This is a genomic window from Variovorax sp. HW608 (genome assembly GCF_900090195.1).
Lineage (GTDB): Bacteria > Pseudomonadota > Gammaproteobacteria > Burkholderiales > Burkholderiaceae_C > Variovorax.
Map to the genome: position 1 here is coordinate 5,104,782 of NZ_LT607803.1, position 18,041 is coordinate 5,122,822.

Annotated in this window: 19 protein-coding genes; 14 read left to right on the forward strand and 5 right to left on the reverse strand. The window is 68.1% G+C overall.

The features are described from left to right. Positions 1–9: 9 nt before the first annotated feature. The 3 genes from VAR608DRAFT_RS24245 to VAR608DRAFT_RS24255 all read left to right on the forward strand — a co-directional run bounded on the left by VAR608DRAFT_RS24245 (position 10) and on the right by VAR608DRAFT_RS24255 (position 4,267). On the forward strand, positions 10–195 hold the full coding sequence (locus tag VAR608DRAFT_RS24245; RefSeq protein WP_088956389.1) for a hypothetical protein: 186 nt from the start codon (positions 10–12) through the stop codon (positions 193–195). A 118-nt stretch (positions 196–313) separates the two neighbouring features. Further along, entirely contained in the window at positions 314–3,862 is a 3,549-nt protein-coding gene (locus tag VAR608DRAFT_RS24250; RefSeq protein WP_088956390.1) for a patatin-like phospholipase family protein, read from the forward strand. 87 nt (positions 3,863–3,949) lie between these two features. Then, positions 3,950–4,267, forward strand: a complete 318-nt coding sequence (locus VAR608DRAFT_RS24255) for a hypothetical protein (protein ID WP_088956391.1) — start codon at positions 3,950–3,952, stop codon at positions 4,265–4,267. A 7-nt stretch (positions 4,268–4,274) separates the two neighbouring features. Here the strand turns inward: VAR608DRAFT_RS24255 and VAR608DRAFT_RS24260 are convergent, their stop codons facing one another. Next, positions 4,275–5,978, reverse strand: a complete 1,704-nt coding sequence (locus VAR608DRAFT_RS24260; RefSeq protein ID WP_088956392.1) for a hypothetical protein — start codon at positions 5,976–5,978, stop codon at positions 4,275–4,277. Between the two features lie 147 nt (positions 5,979–6,125). Between VAR608DRAFT_RS24260 and VAR608DRAFT_RS24265 the strand changes: the two genes are divergently transcribed. Genes VAR608DRAFT_RS24265 through VAR608DRAFT_RS24300 form a run of 8 tightly spaced genes read left to right on the forward strand, consistent with a single transcriptional unit; the run spans position 6,126 to position 12,821 of the window. After that, complete coding sequence (locus tag VAR608DRAFT_RS24265) at positions 6,126–6,797, forward strand: amino acid ABC transporter permease (protein WP_088956393.1); 672 nt, start codon at positions 6,126–6,128, stop codon at positions 6,795–6,797. A 5-nt stretch (positions 6,798–6,802) separates the two neighbouring features. Then, positions 6,803–7,456, forward strand: coding sequence for an amino acid ABC transporter permease (locus VAR608DRAFT_RS24270; protein WP_088956394.1), 654 nt, complete (start codon positions 6,803–6,805; stop codon positions 7,454–7,456). 44 nt (positions 7,457–7,500) lie between these two features. After that, on the forward strand, positions 7,501–8,298 hold the full coding sequence (locus VAR608DRAFT_RS24275; protein ID WP_088956395.1) for a transporter substrate-binding domain-containing protein: 798 nt from the start codon (positions 7,501–7,503) through the stop codon (positions 8,296–8,298). Between the two features lie 27 nt (positions 8,299–8,325). Beyond that, positions 8,326–9,099: an amino acid ABC transporter ATP-binding protein gene (locus VAR608DRAFT_RS24280; RefSeq protein ID WP_088956396.1), complete on the forward strand. Its 774-nt coding sequence runs from the start codon at positions 8,326–8,328 to the stop codon at positions 9,097–9,099. Continuing rightward, positions 9,099–9,848, forward strand: coding sequence for a sugar phosphate isomerase/epimerase family protein (locus VAR608DRAFT_RS24285; RefSeq protein WP_088956397.1), 750 nt, complete (start codon positions 9,099–9,101; stop codon positions 9,846–9,848). The genes VAR608DRAFT_RS24280 and VAR608DRAFT_RS24285 overlap by 1 nt, the downstream gene beginning before the upstream one ends. Then, a complete protein-coding gene (locus VAR608DRAFT_RS24290; RefSeq protein ID WP_088956398.1) occupies positions 9,845–10,798 on the forward strand; it encodes a sugar kinase in 954 nt (317 codons plus the stop codon). Before VAR608DRAFT_RS24285 ends, VAR608DRAFT_RS24290 begins: the two co-directional genes overlap by 4 nt. Further along, entirely contained in the window at positions 10,795–11,781 is a 987-nt protein-coding gene (locus VAR608DRAFT_RS24295; RefSeq protein WP_231972944.1) for a 2-hydroxyacid dehydrogenase, read from the forward strand. The genes VAR608DRAFT_RS24290 and VAR608DRAFT_RS24295 overlap by 4 nt, the downstream gene beginning before the upstream one ends. Before the next feature lie 14 nt (positions 11,782–11,795). Beyond that, positions 11,796–12,821: a LacI family DNA-binding transcriptional regulator gene (locus tag VAR608DRAFT_RS24300; RefSeq protein ID WP_088956400.1), complete on the forward strand. Its 1,026-nt coding sequence runs from the start codon at positions 11,796–11,798 to the stop codon at positions 12,819–12,821. On the opposite strand, the gene VAR608DRAFT_RS24305 is transcribed toward VAR608DRAFT_RS24300, so the two are convergent. Genes VAR608DRAFT_RS24305 through VAR608DRAFT_RS24315 form a run of 3 tightly spaced genes read right to left on the reverse strand, consistent with a single transcriptional unit; the run spans position 12,807 to position 14,411 of the window. Then, positions 12,807–13,610, reverse strand: a complete 804-nt coding sequence (locus tag VAR608DRAFT_RS24305; protein ID WP_088956401.1) for a cyclase family protein — start codon at positions 13,608–13,610, stop codon at positions 12,807–12,809. The genes VAR608DRAFT_RS24300 and VAR608DRAFT_RS24305 overlap by 15 nt on opposite strands. Positions 13,611–13,650: 40 nt before the next feature. Then, positions 13,651–14,040 carry a RidA family protein gene (locus VAR608DRAFT_RS24310; protein WP_088956402.1) on the reverse strand — a complete coding sequence of 130 codons (390 nt, stop codon included), beginning with the start codon at positions 14,038–14,040 and terminating at the stop codon, positions 13,651–13,653. Continuing rightward, entirely contained in the window at positions 14,037–14,411 is a 375-nt protein-coding gene (locus VAR608DRAFT_RS24315) for a tripartite tricarboxylate transporter substrate-binding protein (protein ID WP_231972945.1), read from the reverse strand. The genes VAR608DRAFT_RS24310 and VAR608DRAFT_RS24315 overlap by 4 nt, the downstream gene beginning before the upstream one ends. 53 nt (positions 14,412–14,464) lie before the next feature. Between VAR608DRAFT_RS24315 and VAR608DRAFT_RS37520 the strand changes: the two genes are divergently transcribed. The 3 genes from VAR608DRAFT_RS37520 to glnA all read left to right on the forward strand — a co-directional run bounded on the left by VAR608DRAFT_RS37520 (position 14,465) and on the right by glnA (position 16,926). Beyond that, entirely contained in the window at positions 14,465–14,725 is a 261-nt protein-coding gene (locus VAR608DRAFT_RS37520) for a hypothetical protein (protein WP_172843783.1), read from the forward strand. A 411-nt stretch (positions 14,726–15,136) separates the two neighbouring features. Continuing rightward, on the forward strand, positions 15,137–15,388 hold the full coding sequence (locus tag VAR608DRAFT_RS24320; RefSeq protein WP_088956404.1) for a hypothetical protein: 252 nt from the start codon (positions 15,137–15,139) through the stop codon (positions 15,386–15,388). A 44-nt stretch (positions 15,389–15,432) separates the two neighbouring features. After that, positions 15,433–16,926, forward strand: a complete 1,494-nt coding sequence (gene glnA / locus VAR608DRAFT_RS24325; RefSeq protein WP_088956405.1) for a type I glutamate--ammonia ligase — start codon at positions 15,433–15,435, stop codon at positions 16,924–16,926. A gap of 42 nt (positions 16,927–16,968) precedes the next feature. On the opposite strand, the gene amrS is transcribed toward glnA, so the two are convergent. Continuing rightward, on the reverse strand, positions 16,969–18,036 hold the full coding sequence (gene amrS, locus VAR608DRAFT_RS24330; protein ID WP_088958945.1) for an AmmeMemoRadiSam system radical SAM enzyme: 1,068 nt from the start codon (positions 18,034–18,036) through the stop codon (positions 16,969–16,971). Positions 18,037–18,041 lie beyond the last annotated feature (5 nt).

Sequence of the window (18,041 nt, forward strand, 5' to 3'; positions counted from 1 at the left end):
AGACAACGCATGGAAGTCGGCATCCTCGGCCTCGTCATCGCGATCGTGAGCGGGATCGGAAGCTTCGCGCTCGGCCGCTGGTTGTCGAAGCGGCGGCGCGAGAACAAGGCGCACCAGGCCCGCGCGGCCGAACAGGCATCGCAGAGCCGCCAGGTGCGGCGTGCGCGCGAGCGGCAGCAGCAGCGGCGGCGCTGAAAGAGCGAACGCCCAACGATCACCCAACCCATCGCCCGTCCGAAGCCATAGGCCTTTCGCTCCATTGCTGCGCCGCGCAAGGCATGAAATATTGCGGCGCAGAACGACGAGGAGCGGCATGGACGAAACCATCCAGCAGCTGGTAGGCGAGCGCCGCCGCGCGCTCCACGGCGTCGACGATGGTCATCGCCCCTGGGGGCTCGCGCTGTCCGGCGGAGGCATCCGCAGCGCCACCTTCTGTCTCGGCCTGCTCAAGTCGCTGGCGGAGCATCGGCAGCTGCTCAAGTTCGACCTCGTCTCGACCGTCTCGGGCGGCGGCTACATCGGCGCCACGATCGGCCGCCTGTGCACCGATGCCAAGTCGCCGGACGACGTGCGCGAGATCGAACGCGCGCTCGGCGACGTGGACCGCGCGCGCTTCGGCTGGTGGCTGCGCGCCAACGGCCGGTATCTCATCCCGGGCGGGGTGCGCGACACGCTCTTCGCGGCGGCGCTCTACCTGCGCAATCTGCTGGGCACGCACATCGAGCTCGCGATTGCCGCCAGCCTCATCGGCATGGTGCTCGCGGCAACCAACCTGCTGCTCTGGGATACGGTGTTCCGCGCGGTGGACCTCAACAGCCTGCCGCCCGACACGGCCAGCAGCGTCATCGACCTGGATGCGACGCAGTACGTGCGGCTGCTCGTGGAGTGGGCCACGCAATGGCCCACCTTGTGGTTCACGCTGGTGGGGCCTTTCATCGCCTCGGTCGTGCTGGCGTGTGCGTACTGGTCGGTGCGCGACAAGCCGTCCACCGCGTCGATGCTGCTGCAGATCGGGATGTGGCTCGCGCTCGGCATCGGCGCGAGCCTGATCGGCGGGCCGCTGGTGCAGCGCTACAGCGGGCCGGTGTGGATCACGCCGGCCTTCGTCGGCTTCTCGATGTGCTGGGTGGTCGCGCTGGTCTGGGTGTTGTTCCAGAGCCGCCGCAAGGCGCCGGCTGCAATGCGCAACGAGCTCACCGACCGGCTGGCGTCGATCATCAGCACCGCCTTGCTGATCGTCATGCTGGGCCTGCTCGACCAGAGCGCGTGGTGGCTCGCCGCGGAAGACTCGCAGCTGCGCGTGTCCTACGGCGCGGTGCTGCTGGTGGTGGCGGCGGCACTGCGCGGGGTGCTGCCGATGCTGCTGTCGCACCGGCAGGAGATGCCCGGCATCGGCAAGTCGCTGATGCTGACCCTCGCGAGCCTGCTCGGGCTGCTGCTGGCCTTCTGCCTCGCGGCGTGGTGGATCGGCGTGGTCTACACCGTGGTGCTGCTGCCGGTGTTCACACCCGCGGGGCTCGACTTCACGCGCGGCTGGGCCTGGCTCGGAACCATCGCGGTGATCATCGGCAGCTACGCGATCGTGACGGGGCGCAACTTCGGCTTCCTCAACGTCTCGTCGCTGCACATGTTCTACAAGGCGCGCATCGTGCGTGGCTACCTCGGCGCGGCCAATGCGCGGCGCCTCGGCGCGAGCCCGGTGGACCAGGTCTCGGGGCTGGAGCCGCCCCAGGTGCCCGTGGGCGAGGTGGATCCGCACGACGACATCTCGCAGCTGCGCTACGCGCCGCACCTGCACGGCGGCCCGGTGCACCTGGCGAACATCTGCATCAACCAGACGCACAGCACCAAGGACAAGCTCTTCAACCGCGACCGCAAGAGCCAGCCGCTCACCGTCGGTCCGCTGGGCTGGATGCAGGCCGGCGGTGCGCAGTGGACGCAGGCGCATGGCGACGGCGCACTCTCGCTCGGCGCCTGGACCGCCATCTCGGGCGCGGCCTTCGCGCCGGGCCTCGGGCGGCTGACCAAGCGCGGGCTCGCGACGCTGTCGGTCTTCGCCGGATTGCGGCTCGGCTACTGGTGGAACAGCGCGGATGCCGGCATCGTGCAGCGCGGGGCGGTGGTGCATGCGAGTCCGCTGCTGATGAAGACGCGCTTCCTGCTGCTCGAATGCTTCGGCGCCTTTCCGGGCAGCAGTTCCGCCAACTGGTATCTGAGCGACGGCGGGCATTTCGAGAACACCGCCGCCTATGCGCTGCTGCGCCAGGAGGCAGCGCTGATCGTGATCGCGGACTGCGGCGCCGATCCCGACTACCGCTTCTGCGATCTGGAGATCCTGATCCGGCGTGCGCGCATCGACCTCAATGCCGAGATCACCTTCATGAAGCCGAGGCCGGGCGCGGACTGGAAGCACCTCGAGGCCTTCGGTTCGCTCAACGACCTGGCGTCGCCGAGCAGCCAGGCCTGCCTCGCGCTCGCGCAGGTGCGCTATGCGAGCGGCGCCACGGGGCAGATCGTGCTGGTCAAGCCGAACGTCTCGGCCTCGCTGCCGGTGGACCTGGTGAACTTCAAGGCCGCCAACCCGCTGTTCCCGCAGCAGCCGACCACCGACCAGTTCTTCGACGAAGCCCAGTGGGAGAGCTACTTCCGCCTCGGCGCGGAGATCGGCAACCGCCTGGAAGACGAGATGCTCTCGCACGTCGCGATGGGCGCCGTGGGCCTCTTCGTGCCCGATGACGGCCAGCCGGATTCGACGCCGCACGCGGCCAGGGGGGGCGACAAGGACAGCGCGACCGCCGCGGCGGTGGGCTCGATGAGCCGGCTGCAGGCGCGCGTGCTGAAGGCCGGCGCAGTGACCGCCTCGATCGGCATCGGCACCGCCGCGACCTTCGGCGTGGCGGCCTGGCAGGGCATCGACAGCTGGCGTGCGCAAAGGGCGGACCAGGAGCGCTCGGAGAACAGCGCCTTCAAGGACCTGACCGAACGCTGGGCCCACCTGCACAGCAGCAACGCCGGCGGCGACGCGCCCGCGCTGCTGGCCGCGGAGCTGCTGCGCACCGGCGACCTGCTGTGCCGCGAGGGCAGCGACAACTTCATGGCGAGGTTCCGCCTCTCGGTGCGCATCGTCGACGATGCGAAGCAGGCCTGCGGCAACGAGGCGCCGGGCCAGCGCTCGCCCGCGTGCGCGCGGCTGCTCGATCCGGGCAACGGCATCGACTGCCTGCAACCCGCGCAGGCGCCGCCGTGCGCGCCGCGCTATTGGGCGCGCGACTACACCGGCCAGACCGGCTCGAAGCAGAACTGCAGCGGCACCTTGCCCGAACCCTGGCCGGTGGCCGTCTGGATGCGCGACGTGCTGACCGGGCGGGGCGGCGAGGAAACCACGGTGGCGGCGGCGCCACCGCCGCCAGTGGCACTCCCTGGTACCGCCGTGCCGCCGACCTATGCGCCTGCGGCGGCCGACGGCAACGGCTCGCCGGCGGGATCGCCTGCGCCCGCGATGCCGCCGCCCGACGCCTGCCAGGGCGCGGTGGTCTATATCCAGACCTACGGGACCGCATTGCGCGACAAGGCGCGCAACTGGCGCGGGCCCTGGCGTGCGCTCGGCGCATCGGTGCCGCCGATCGAAGACGTGCTCAGCACCTCGCGCCGCGCGGGCCGCGCACCGCCGGTCGGCCATCCCGATCCGACGGTGGTCATCCGCGACGAATCCTCGCGTGCCTGCGCAGAGGCGCTCATCCAGACCGCGAATTCGCCCACCGGCCAGCCCTGGGTCATCAAGCTGCTGCCGCGGTCGATCAAGGCCGAACCGGGCGCGATCGAAGTCTGGCTGCCGCGGACCAGGGACTCGGCCGCCGGCTGAGCTGCGGGCGCGCGATCTTCACCTGCCAGGGTGATGACGGCGCACCGAACGAAGCGTCCAATGTCGCAAGTGACCAGGAGGACGGCCATGGACACATCACCGATCGCGGGCCTTGTGGCCGCTTGCGTCTTGATCGCCGCGTGCGAATCGCAACCGGCGGTGACCTTCGTCGCGAACGGCAGCGACTTCAACGTGCTCAGCCTCACCGATGCCCAGGACACTTGCGATGCGCCGGCCCATCTCGGCTACCTGACGTGGTGGGACGGCGCCACGCTGCGCGGCTGCTGGGTGCGCGACGGCGGGTACATCCGTATGCGGATCACGAACCTCGACGACCTTCGCGTTCCGGTCGGCGACTTCCGCCCCACCGAGGTCGCGGACTATCGCAACCGCACGCTGGACTGAGTTGCCGCTAGTCGCCGCCCGGCCGCCACACCCGCGCGAGGATGCCGAGCTTGCTGCGGAGGGTGGCCCGCTCGTCGGACAGGACGTCGATGAAGTCCGACAGCCGCTTCGACTTGACCATCGTGTAGACCGTGAGCCAGGTGGTGAGCACGAACACGACGCCGAACCACACCAGCTTGCGCCACATCGGCGAGTCCGCCTCGGCGAGCAGGTTCATGCCGAGGAAGCCGGTGGTGATGGTGCCGATCAGGCCGAAGAGCGTGACCACGGTGAGCCGCACCACGGTGTTGGCCTGGCGCCGCAGGCTGTCGGCTTCGAGGTAGGTGTTCATGTCGGCGATGCGCTCCTTGACTTCCTCGTAGAGCGGATCGAGGCCGAGGTGCGTGGTGCACAGGTGCGACAGCGCGCGCACCTGCGCCTGTTCCGAGATCTCGTGGAACCAGTAGCGGTGCGTGAAGCGCAGGAAGCCCTCGAAGCATGCGCGGATCGCGCGCTTGAAGCGCTTGACGCTCGCAACGTCGTGGATGTCGAGCCGGCGCAGCGCTTCGACCAGCCGGTCCGAGTACATCAGGAGCGCCGCCTTCTGGAAGTGCGCGATCAGGAACAAGAGGAAATGCTGGTGGCGGAACTGCGCGAGCACGCCGCGGTCGCGGCAGCAGAAGAATTCCGAATCGGCCTGGCCCAGCACGATCAGCGCGCGGCCGTTGCACAGGTAGCGCGTGTTGGGCGCGGCGCCCGCGTTGACCCAGAAGCGGTCGTAGCAGTAGCGCTGCTCGAAGTCGGTCATCAGGTCCTCGCCGAAGGGCAGGGGGCCGGTGCCCGACACGGCCGGCTCGGCCGCGCCGGAGACGAGCGCGAGGCGCAGGAAATCCGCGCGCGCGAGGCGGCGCGGATCGTCGAGCGCTAGATAGGCCATCACCGGCATGCGGTAGTACTCGATCTGCCGGTAGCGCAGCAGGCCGGGTTCCTCGGATTGATCGAGCACGAGCGGCTGCATCAGCCACGCCCAGTGCGCCGCGATGCGCGGCGCGCGGTGCTCGGCCACGTGCGAGAGAAAGGCCTCGCGCTGCTGCGCGTCGGAGGCGGCCAGCACGCGGCCATCCGCGCCGAGCCACTCGACGCTGTGCATGCAATGCAGCGCCTGGCCCCGCGCATCCCACCCGCCGGGGTAGGCGCGACCGAAGCGGTAGAGGATCTCCTGCGCCTGCGGCAGGCTCAGCATGTCGGCGCCGACCTCGACGTTGAGCATCACCACATCGACGTCGAAGAAGAAGTAGAGGTCGATGTGCACCACCTGCAGCGTGACCGGCGCTTCACCGGCGCGCGTCGTCACGCGCACCGCGGTCACGTCGCTGCGGCGGAACACGCGCATCGGCGATTCGCTGCCCACCTCCGCGCCGGCCGCACGACCCCGGCGTCCGTCGCCGTAGAGGAAGCGCTGCACGTAGGGCAGGAAGCTCACGAACTCGTTGTAGTGGCGCTCGTGAAAGCGATCGCTGCTGCCGGTGTATTCGTCGATCTCCTCGCGCCAGGGCGATGCATCGCCCATGTCGCGCAGCACCTGCCACGGGCCCCGCCGTGAAGGCTGGGGCTCGCGTGTCGTCATCAGGCGCACAGGCCACAGCAGGTTCTGGCGCAGGTGCTGCACCTTGGGGGCGCTCTCGGTGCCTGCTTGCTGTGTTCTTGCTTCTGTTGTTGTGTTGACCAGCATCGCGCCAGTGTAGGCAGGCGCACGACCTGGGGGAATCCCTAGGTCGGTGCTGAAACCGGTTTCACATATACTGGCGCCGCCCGCGACGACGTGCGTTCGTCGCGCAATTGCACCAATTGCGAGCACGCACCCCAGCCCCCTCATTCCGTGAACTACCAATTCCAGTTCGACGCCGTTTTCGCCGCCTGGCCGCTGCTGCTCAAGGGCACCTGGATCACGATCCAGCTCTCGCTCGTGGCGACGCTGCTCGGGCTGGTGGTGGCCATCTTCTGCGCCTGGGGCAAGGTCTCGGGGCCGAAGTGGCTGCGCTTCGTCGTCAATGCGTACATCGAGGTGATCCGCAATACGCCGTTCCTGGTGCAGCTGTTCTTCTTTTTCTTCGCGCTGCCGGCGGTGGGCCTGCGCTGGTCGCCCTACACGGCCGCGCTGACCGCGATGGTGGTGAACCTCGGCGCCTACGCGGCAGAGATCGTGCGCGCGGGCATCGAATCCATTCCGAAGGGCCAGATCGAGGCGGGGCGGGCGCTCAACCTCAAGGGCTGGGAGATCTTCCGCTTCGTCATCATCAAGCCCGCGCTCAAGGCCATCTACCCGGCGCTCACCAGCCAGTTCATCCTCTTGATGCTGAGCTCGGCGGTGGTGTCGGTGATCTCGGCGGACGACCTCACCTCGGTCGCGGCCAACCTGCAGTCGCAGACCTTCCGCAGCTTCGAGATCTACATCGTGGTCGCGGGCATCTACCTCGCGCTGGCGCTGGCGTTCTCGGCGCTGTTCAAGCTGATCTACCGGCGCACCCTCAACTACCCCGACCGGCGCTGAACACCATGCGTACCTTCGGCTATCCCGAATTCCTGTTCATCCTCCAGGCGGCCCAGTGGACGCTGGCGCTGTCGGCGATCGCCTTCATCGGCGGCGCGGTCCTCGGGCTCGTCATCGCCCTGGCGCGCACCTCGGAGAACAAGACGGCGCGCGTGCTCGCCACCGGCTTCATCCAGATCTTCCAGGGCACGCCGCTCCTGCTGCAGCTCTTCCTGATCTTCTTCGGCGCACCGGTGCTGGGCTTCGACATCAATCCGTGGATCGCGGCCGGCGTGGCGCTCGTCCTCAACAGCGCGGCCTTCCTGGGCGAGATCTGGCGCGGCTGCATCGAGGCGATCCCGCGCGGCCAGTGGGAGGCGGCGCATGCGCTCAACCTCGGCTACGCCTCGCTCATGCGCGACGTGGTGCTGCCGCAGGCCTTCAAGATCGCGCTGCCGCCGACCGTGGGCTACGTGGTGCAGATCATCAAGGGCACCTCGCTGGCGGCCATCATCGGCTTCACCGAAGTCACGCGCGCCGGGCAGATCATCAACAACGCGACCTTCCAGCCGCTGCATGTGTTCACGACCGTGGCGGCGATCTACTTCGTCATCTGCTGGCCGCTGTCGCTGCTGGCGGCGCGCATGGAGCGCCAGCGCGCTCGTGCGTTGGCCCGCTGAATCTCTCTTTCCATCTCACCCGTTCTCAATCAAGGAGACCCGACATGTTCCGTTCCACCACCCGCCGCGCTGCCATCGCGGCCCTGGGCCTGGGCGCCGTACTCACCGCCTTCGCACCGCTCGCTTCCGCACAGAGCGTCGCGGACATCAAGAAGAAGGGCGAGATCACCATCGGCATGCTGGTCGACTTCCCGCCCTACGGCACGACCAATGCGCAGAACCAGCCCGACGGCTACGACGCCGACGTCGCCAAGCTGCTGGCCAAGGAATGGGGCGTGAAGGCCAACATCGTGCCGGTCACCGGGCCGAACCGCATTCCCTTCTTGCTGACCAACAAGGTCGACCTGCTGGTGGCCTCGCTCGCGATCACGCCCGAGCGCGCGAAGCAGGTGCAGTTCTCGCAGCCCTACGCGGCCGCGACCATCGTGCTCTACGGCAAGAAGGGCCTGCCGATCAAGAGCGCAGCCGACCTCAAGGGCGTGCGCGTGGGCGTGGCCCGTGCCAGCACGCAGGACGTGGCCGTGACCAAGGCCGCGCCCGAAGGCACCGAGATCCGCCGCTTCGACGACGACGCCTCGGCCATGCAGGCGCTGATGTCGGGCCAGGTCGATGCGATCGGCGCCTCGACCACCGTTGCCGCGCAGATCGCCAAGCGCGTGCCGGCCGACACCTTCGAAAACAAGTTCACGCTGGTGCAGCAGAACATGGGCATCGCGATGCGCCCGGGCCAGGACGACCTGCTGAAGAACGTGAACGAGTTCGTGCAGAAGAACTCGGCCAACGGCGAGCTGAACAAGCTCTACAACAAGTGGCTCCAGACCGACCTGCCGAAGATGCAGTAAGCGGTCAAGTCAACGCAGGGAACATCCATGACCGACGCAGTCGCGACCCACGCGGGCGCGGACACCATCATCCGGCTCGAAGCGGTGAACAAGTGGTACGGCAGCTTCCAGGTGCTGACCGACATCGAGCTCTCGGTGCGCACCGGCGAACGCATCGTGATCTGCGGCCCCTCGGGCTCGGGCAAGTCGACGCTGATCCGCTGCATCAACCGCCTGGAGACGGTGCAGAAGGGCCGCATCGTGGTCGACGGCATCGAGCTCACGGCAGGCGGCAAGAACGTCGATGCGGTGCGCGCCGAGGTCGGCATGGTGTTCCAGCAGTTCAACCTGTTCCCGCACCTCACCATCCTGCAGAACTGCACGCTGGCGCCGATGCGCTCGCGCGGCATGTCGAAGGAGCAGGCGGAAGAGGTCGCGATGAAGTACCTCACCCGCGTGCGCATTCCCGACCAGGCGCACAAGTACCCGAGCCAGCTCTCCGGCGGCCAGCAGCAGCGCGTGGCGATCGCGCGGGCGCTGTGCATGTCGCCCAAGATCATGCTGTTCGACGAGCCCACTTCCGCGCTCGATCCGGAGATGGTCAAGGAAGTGCTCGACACCATGATCGGCCTCGCCGAGGACGGCATGACCATGCTGTGCGTGACGCACGAGATGGGCTTCGCGCGCAGCGTGGCCGATCGCGTGATCTTCATGGCCGACGGCAAGATCATCGAGCAGGGTGCGCCGAGCGAATTCTTCGGCAATCCGAAGCACGAGAAGACGCGCCAGTTCCTGGGCCAGATCCTGAGTTCGCATCACTGATGGCCACGCCGGTCCTGATCTCTCTCTCATCCTTCGGCGCCGCCGAGATCGGCCGCCACGGGCAGCTCTGGTGCGCGCAGCTTGCGAGGGCCGCGGGTGCCGACAGCGTCGAAGTGCGCGGCGAGTTGCTGCGCGACCCCGAAGCCGAACTGCCGGCGCTGGCCGGCCTCGCAGCGGTCTATTCGAGCCCTGAAGGCCTCTTCGCGCAGGGCGGCGATCTCGACGAAGCCGCGCTCGGTCGCGGCATTGCGGCAGCGACCACGCTGGGCGCCGCACGGCTCAAGATGGCGATCGGCGACTTCGGCCCCTCGTCGCACGGCGCGCTGAATAGCCTCAAGTCCAGCCTGGCCGCAACCTCCATCGAGCTCGTCATCGAGAACGACCAGACGGTTTCAGCCGGCACGCTGCCCGCGTTGCAGGCCTTCTTCGATGCCGCCGACCGCGCCGGCCTCGACCTCGGCATGACCTTCGACATGGGCAACTGGCACTGGCTCGGCGAATGCCCGTTGCAGGCCGCGCAGGCACTGGGCCGGCGCGTGCGCTACGTGCATTGCAAGGGCGTGCAGCGCCTGCCCGCCAAGTGGATCGCGGTGCCGCTCGCCGATTCGATCGCGCCGTGGCGCTCGGTGCTGCGCGCGTTGCCCGCCGACGTGCCGCGCGCCATCGAATACCCGCTGGTCGGCGACGATCTGCCCGCTGTCACGCGCGACCAGGTCGCGCATATCCGATCACTGCGAACCACCCCATGACTTCATCATCTGCCTTCGATGTCGCGCTGTTCGGCGAGGCCATGCTGCTGCTGGTCGCCGACCAGCCGGGCCCGATCGAGAACGCCACCGCCTTCCACAAGCGCACCGCCGGTGCCGAAACCAACGTGGCCATCGGCCTCTCGCGCCTCGGCCTGAAGGTCGGCTGGGCGAGCCGGCTCGGCACCGATTCGATGGGGCGCGCGCTGCTCGCCACCATGAAGAGCGAGGGCATCGACTGTTCGCACGTCGTCTGCGACCCGACGCAGCGTACCGGCATGCAGTTCAAGGGCCGCGTGACCGATGGCAGCGATCCGCCGGTCGAATCCCACCGCAAGGGTTCGGCCGCGAGCTACATGGGCCCGGCCGATGTGGACGAAGAGTGGCTGCGCTCGGCGCGCCATCTGCACGCCACCGGCGTGTTCGCCGCCATCTCCGACACCAGCCTGCAGGCCGCGATCAAGTCGATGGAGGTGATGCGCGCCGCCGGCCGCACCATCTCCTTCGACCCCAACCTGCGTCCGACGCTCTGGTCCTCGCCCGAGACGATGCGGCACTGGATCAACGAACTCGCCGCGCGCGCCGACTGGGTGCTGCCCGGCGTCGAGGAAGGCCTCATCCTCACCGGCAACGACACCCCCGAAGGCATCGCGCGCTTCTACCGCGCGCGCGGCGCGAAGCTGGTGGTCGTCAAGCTCGGTGCGAAGGGGGCCTACTACGACAGCGATGTCGCGGGCACCGGCACCATCGAAGGCTTCCCGGTCAAGGAGGTGATCGACACCGTCGGGGCCGGCGACGGCTTCGCGGCCGGCGTGGTCAGCGCCTTGCTCGAAGGCAAGCCGGTGCCTCAAGCCGTGCGCCGTGGCGCATGGATCGGCGCGCGCGCGGTGCAGGTGCTCGGCGATACCGAGGGCCTGCCGACGCGCGCCCAACTCGACGAGGCCCGCCTGTGACACGCAAGAACATCCTCGTCTTCCGTGAGTTGCCGGGTGACCAGCTCGCGCGGCTGAAGGCCGAACATGAGGTCACGGTCGCCAACCCGCGCATCGATGCGCAACAGGCGGCCTTCGATGCCGCGCTGCCGCTCGCGCACGGGCTGATCGGTTCCAGCTTTCCGATCGACGACGCGCTGCTCGCGCGCGCGCCGCAGCTCCAGGTGGTCTCCAGCGTGTCGGTCGGCGTCGACAACTACGCGCTGGCGGCGCTGCATGCGCGCGGCATCCTGCTGTGCCACACGCCGGGCGTGCTCGACGAGACGGTGGCCGACACGGTCTTTGCGCTCTTGATGGCGACCAGCCGCCGGGTGGTCGAGCTCTCGAACCTCGTGCGCGAGGGCAAATGGACCCAGAACATTGGCGAAGACCTGTTCGGCTTCGATGTGCACGGCAAGACGCTGGGGCTGCTGGGCTTCGGCCGCATCGGGCAGGCGATTGCGCGCCGCGCCTTGCTCGGCTTCGGCATGCCGGTGCTCTATCACACGCGCCGGCCGGTGGATCTCGCCGCGCAGGCGCCCGAGCTGCAGGGACGCGCGCTGTACACGCCGCGGGATGAACTTCTAGTGCGCGCCGACTTCGTGGTCGCGATGCTGCCGCTGTCGGACAGCACGCGCGGCATGATCGACGCCAGCGTGTTCGATGCGATGAAGCCCGGCGCGATCTTCATCAACGGCGGACGCGGCGCCACGGTGCGCGAGGACGCCCTGCTCGCCGCGCTCGACAGCGGCCGGCTGCGCGCCGCCGGCCTCGACGTGTTCGCCACCGAACCCTTGCCCAAGGAATCCCCGCTCTGCACCCATCCGCGCGTGACGCCGCTGCCGCACATCGGCTCGGCCACGCACGAGACCCGCCATGCGATGGCGGAAATGGCGACCACGAACCTGCTGCGTGCGCTCGGAGGCGAGCGTCCGCTGGCGGTCTACGACACGGCCGCCGCTTGAACGCGAAGACGCCCATGCAGCGCCCGGCCCGCGCGACCATCGCCGACGTCGCCAGGGCGGCGGGCGTGTCCAAGGCCACCGTCTCGCGCTTTCTCAATCACCGTGAGCGGCTGCTGAGCCCGGACATCGCGGCGCGCGTCGAAGCCGCGATCGCCCAGCTCGACTACAGCCCGAGCCCGATGGCGCAAGCGCTGAGCCATGGCCGCTCGCGCCTGATCGGCCTGATCGTGGCCGACATCACCAATCCTTATTCGGTGGCCGTGCTGCGCGGCGCGGAAAAGGCCTGCCAGGACGCCGGCTACCTCGTGATGCTGTTCAACCTCGGCAACGACATCGACCGCGAGCGCGAGGCCATCGATGCGCTCGCCGGCTACCAGGTGGACGGCTTCATCCTCAACACGCTCGGCCGGGGCGTGGGGCTCGTCGATGCCGAGGCGCTGCATGGCAAGCCGGCGGTGCTGGTGGACCGCCACCATGCCGGCATGCACACCGATTTCGTTTCGCTCGACAACCCGCTTGCGATGAAGGCGGCCTGCAGCCATCTGGTCGAAAGCGGCTTCCGCGAGCTGCTCTACATCACCGAACCGCTCAAGGGCGTGAGCTCGCGGCGCGAACGGGCGAGCGCCTTCGACGCCTGCATGACGGCGCACGAAGCGCGCGTGAAAGGCGAGGTGTTCGAGTGCACGGGCGAGGACAGCGACAGCCTCGATGCCGCCTTGCGCGCGCTGCAAAAGCGCGCCAGGCGCGGACGCCGCGCCGCGGTGCTCGCCGGCAACGCGGTCGTGACGCTGCGCGTGGCCAGCGCGATGGCGCGGCTGGGTTTGCGCTTCGGCGCCGACATCGGCTTCGTGGGCTTCGACGATCCGGAGTGGGCGCCGCTGATCGGCCCCGGTCTCAGCGCGATTGCGCAGCCTACCGACGCGATCGGCCGCACTGCGGCGACCTGCCTGATCGAGCGCCTTCAGGGCCTCGAAGGGCCGCCGCGGCAGCTGCTGCTGCCCGGCGAGCTGATCGTCCGGGGATCGTCAGGCCCGGCCTGAGCCGCCCGCCGAGTCTTCCACCAAGGCCAGTACCCGCAACGGACTGCCGGATCCTTCCTGGATCTTCAGCGGCGCCGAGACGATGAGCGCGCCGGTCGGCGGCAATTGGTCGAGGTTCTTCAGGCATTGCAGCCCGTAGCGGTTGGCGCCGTGCATCAGCGTGTGGCACGGGTACGCCAGCGGCCAGGCGTAGGACTGGCCCGCGTCGGTGTTGATCGTTTCCACGCCGAAGCCGTGCACCTTGCGTTGGTGGATCAGCCACTCGACCGCGGCCTGCGTCGGCCCCGGCGTGTGCGCGCCGTCCTCCTGCATGTTGACGAACGCGGCCGGGTCGTGAAGGCGCTTGGACCAGTCGGTACGCAGCAGCACCCACGCACCTTCTGGGATGCGGCCGTGCGCGGCCTCCCAGACTTCGAGGAACTCGACCGTCAGCAGCCAGTCGGCGTTCCGTGCCACCTCCGCGCTGGCATCGACCACGACGGCGGGCGCGATGAAGTCGTGCGGCGCGATGGTGTCGACGGTGTTGCGCGGATGGTCCTTGCCGGTGACCCAGTGCGCAGGCGCGTCGAAGTGCGTGCCGGTGTGCTCGCCGCAGGAGAAGTTGTTCCAGTACCAGCCGGGGCCGGCTTCGTCGTAGCGGGAGATCCGCTCCATCCTGAACGCCGACACCTGCCCGAACTGGGGCGGCAGCTGCAGGGCGGGGAAGTCCTCGCTCAGGGTGTGGGTGAGGTCGATGGTGCGAATGGTGCTGTTGCGCATGGCCTGCGCGAGCTGGGTCAGGAGGCTCATCGATGGGGTCCAGTCGGAAAGGAACAGACAAGGGGATGGCTCATGCGGTGCGCCGCGCGGTCACTTCGATCTCGACCTTGGCGCCTTCCACGGCGAGCGGGCTGCACACGGTGGTGTTGGCGGGGCGATGGGCGCCGAGGCGTCGCCGCAGCACCTGGCTGACCGCGATCACGTCGTTGCGGTCGGGCACGTAGACCCGCACGCGCACCACGTCGGCGAGGCCGGATCCGGCCTGTGCCAGTGCGCGCTCGATGGTGTCGAGCGCAAGTTCACTCTGGCCTTCGGCGGTGTCGGGAAAGGCGCCGGACTTGAAGTCCTGGCCGATCGTGCCGGAGACGAAGACCCATTCGCCATCGATCACCGCGCGCGAATAGCCCGCCAGTTCTTCCCAGCGCGAGCCGCTCTGGATGAATTGCCGCGCTGCGCTCATTGCGCCTTGAAGCCCGATTCGCGGATGACCTTGCTCCAGGTGGCGTTCGTGTCCACCACCCATTGCCCGACTTCCTTGCCCGAGGCCGGCGTCACTTCGTTGCCCATCTTGGCCAGGCGCTCCTGCACGTCCGGTTGCGCGAGCACGGTCTTCACCGCGCGCTCGAAAGGCTCGATGAAATCCGAGGACACGCCTTTCGGGCCGAAGAATGCGAGCCACGGGTTCTTGTCGATGCCGTTGAAGCCGAGCTCGTGGAAAGTCGGGATCTCCGGCGCGGTCTTGCTGCGCTCCTCGCCGGAACTCGCGAGGATGCGCACCTTGCCCGCGCGGTGGTATTCGATCAGCTCGGTCATCGTCGTAGAAGCTGGCATGCGACACCGACACCAGCGCCGTATGCCCATCGATCGCGCGCACCAGTTTGTCCGTGGTGTCGCTCGCACCGGGCTGCGCCTGCACGAAGCGCACCTGCGCGCCGCGCGGCCGCTGCGCGAGCCACACATGGCAGATCGACGGAAAGTCCAGGCTGCCGGTCACGATGCCCGGCCGCTCGCCGCCGAAGCGCAGCGCGGACGCAATGCTCGATGCCGCATCCGACACGCTGCCGAGCACCGCGATGTCATTCGCGTCGGCGTGGACCATGCGGGCGAACTCGGCGCGTGCGAGCGCCACCTGCTCCATCCAGTAGCCCCAGTCGGCACCGCGCCGTGTCCATACGTCGAGGTAGTCGCCGATCGCGCGCTTGACCGGCAGACTGAGCGCGCTCTGCGAGCAACTGGACAACTGGATGGTGTTCTCCAGGATGGGGAAGAGCTTTCGCAACGAAGAGAATGGATGGGTCATGAACTTGCCTTGTCCGCGTGATGGCGACGGCTTGCGGGCCAGTCTAGGAACGCGGCGGCGCGCCGTATGTCAACGGCTTTACAACGGCCGGGCTTTCGTCTGCGGGTTTGCCCGCGGTGCCGTCCCATGACGATCCCGTCGGAACTTCAATGCCGGCGGGCACGTCGAATTCTTCTTCGCGTGCGCCTTTTTGATCGCCTGCGAGTGCTCGGGATGCAGAAGGCGCCCCGGCCCGTTGTAACCAAGGAGAGATCGCATGGAAAAGATGCTTCATCTGCTCGACACCTTCACGGCGCGCGGCAGCGACGGCCAGACCTACCGTGTCCAGGCCTATGAACACCTCGCCCGCCTCGATGCGGTGCCCGACATAGAGGGGCAGTGGGAGCCGACGGGCCTCGCCGAATACAAGCTGGCGGATGGTCGCCACGTCAACGTCGACAAGGACGGCGCAATGATCCTGGCCGGCACGGATGTGAGGCTGGTGCGCGAATCTTCCGGCGGCGACTGAGAGCGGTGCCCGGATGCTGGGTGACCCCAACCGAGGAGAGAGCCATGGCAAGCGAAAAAAAACACCCGATCGCCCACTTCGGGCCCGGCAGCTACCAGGCGAGCCCGCCCAAGAATGCGAAGGAGGTGATCGAGCTCGTGCGGGAGCACGGCATCCAGATCGTTGACCTCAAGTTCACCGATCTGCCGGGCCTCTGGCAGCACTTCTCGATCGGGCTGCCGGAACTCAACAACGAGCTGTTCGACGACGGCATCGGCTTCGACGGTTCGTCGATCCGCGGCTTCCAGGAGATTCACGAGTCGGACATGCTGCTGCAACCGGATCCGGCCACGGCGTTCATCGATCCGATGTGCGAGACCCCGACCCTTTCACTGATCTGCGACGTGGTCGACCCGGTACTCAAGCAGCCCTATTCGCGCGACCCGCGGTACGTGGCGCGCAAGGCCGAGCGTCATCTGAAGAGCACCGGGATCGCCCAGACCTGCTACTTCGGTCCGGAACTCGAGTTCTTCATCTTCGACTCGATCCGCTTCGATCAGAACGAGCATTGCGGCTATTACTACGTGGATTCGGTCGAGGGCGCGTGGAACTCGGGCCGCGACGAAGGCGCGTTCGGCGGCGGCAACCTCGGCTACAAGCCGCGCTACAAGGAGGGCTATTTCCCGGTCCCTCCGCACGACACGCTGCAGGAGATCCGCTCGCAGATCGTGCTGGCGCTGATGAACGCGGGCGTGCAGGTCGAGATCCACCACCACGAGGTGTCGACCGCGGGCCAGAACGAGATCGACATGAAGTACGCGTCACTCCTGCGGATGGCCGACAACGTGATGATCTACAAGTACTTCGTCAAGAACATCGCGCGCCGGCACGGCAAGGTCGCCACCTTCATGCCCAAGCCGCTGTTCGCGGACAACGCCAGCGGCATGCACTGCCACCAGAGCCTGTGGGACCACAAGACCAACCTGTTCTACGACGCCAGCGGCTGGGCGCTGACCTCCGACCTGTGCCGCTGGTACATCGGCGGACTGCTTCAGCATGCGCACGCCCTGATGGCGTTCTGTGCGCCGACCACCAACTCGTATCGCCGGCTCGTACCGGGCTACGAGGCGCCGGTGAACCTCGCGATGTCGCAGCGCAATCGCTCTGCCGCCGCTCGCATTCCGATGTACTCGGATTCGCCGAACGCCAGGCGCGTCGAGTTCCGTTGCCCGGACCCGACCGCGAATGCCTACCTCGCGTTCGCGGCCATGCTGATGGCGGGCCTCGACGGCATCGACGGCAAGATCGACCCGGGCGCGCCGCTGGACAAGAACATCTACGAGCTTCCGCCCGAAGAAGCCCGGAACATCCCGAAAGTCCCCGGATCGCTCGACGAGGCGCTTCGCGCACTGGAGAAGGATCACGCCTTCCTGATGCGCGGAGACGTGTTCACCCAGGACCTGATCGACACCTGGCTCGAGTACAAATGGAAGCACGAGGTCGACCCCGTGCGGCTGCGCCCGCATCCTTGGGAGTTCCAGCTCTACTTCGACGTTTGAGCCTGTCCGACCCGCGTGGATCGGGTGCGGCTGAGCGCCAAGCTACGCCGCCAGCCGCACCGGAATCCGCCGCCGGCCGAAGCCGCCCCTGAACGCCCCGAAGCGGCCGGCGACCGGCGTGCCGCAATGCGGGCAGGTGCCGCTTGCGTCGAGTTCGCAATCCAGCACGAGGTACCAGTCGCGCTGCACCAGCGCGGCGTGGCATCCGGGGCAGAAGGTGGTGCCGCCTTCGACGTCGTGCACGTTGCCGGTGTAGACGTGATGCAGCCCATTGGCGAGCGCGATGGCGCGGGCGCGCTTCAGCGTCGCGGGCGGCGTGGGCGGCACGTCCAGCATCTTGTAGTCCGGATGGAAGGCCGTGAGGTGCAATGGGACATCGGGGCCGAGGTGGTCCGCGATCCAGCGCGTCATGGCTTCGATCTCGGCGTTCTCGTCGTTGTGGCTCGGAATCAAGAGCGTCGTGATCTCGAACCAGCAGCGTGTTTCGTGCTTCAGGTACTGCAGCGTATCGAGCACCGGCGCGAGATGCGCGCCGGTCTGCTGGAAGTAGAAGCGCTCGCTGAAGCCCTTGAGGTCGACGTTCGCCGCATCCATCCGCTCGTAGAAGGCGCGGCGCGGTTCCGCGTGCATGTAGCCCGCGGTCACCGCCACGCTGTACAGCCCGAGCGCATGGCAGGCGTCGGCGGTATCCATCGCGTACTCGGCGAAGATCACCGGGTCGTTGTAGGTGAAGGCCACGCTGTCGGCGCCGCTCTGCCTGGCGGCTTCTGCGATCCGTTCGGGCGAGGCCGCGTCCATGAGGCGGTCGAGCTCGCGGCTCTTCGAGATGTCCCAGTTCTGGCAGAACTTGCAGGCGAGGTTGCAGCCCGCGGTGCCGAAGCTCAGCACGCTGCTGCCGGGAAGGAAATGGTTGAGCGGCTTCTTCTCGATCGGGTCGATGCAGAAGCCCGAGCTGCGCCCGTAGGTGGTGAGCACCATCGCATCGCCGACGCGCTGCCGCACGAAGCACATCCCGCGCTGGCCTTCGTGCAGGCGGCAGTCGCGCGGGCAGAGGTCGCACTGGATGCGCCCGTCGTCGAGGCGGTGCCACCAGCGGGCGGGCGAGTCCATCGCGA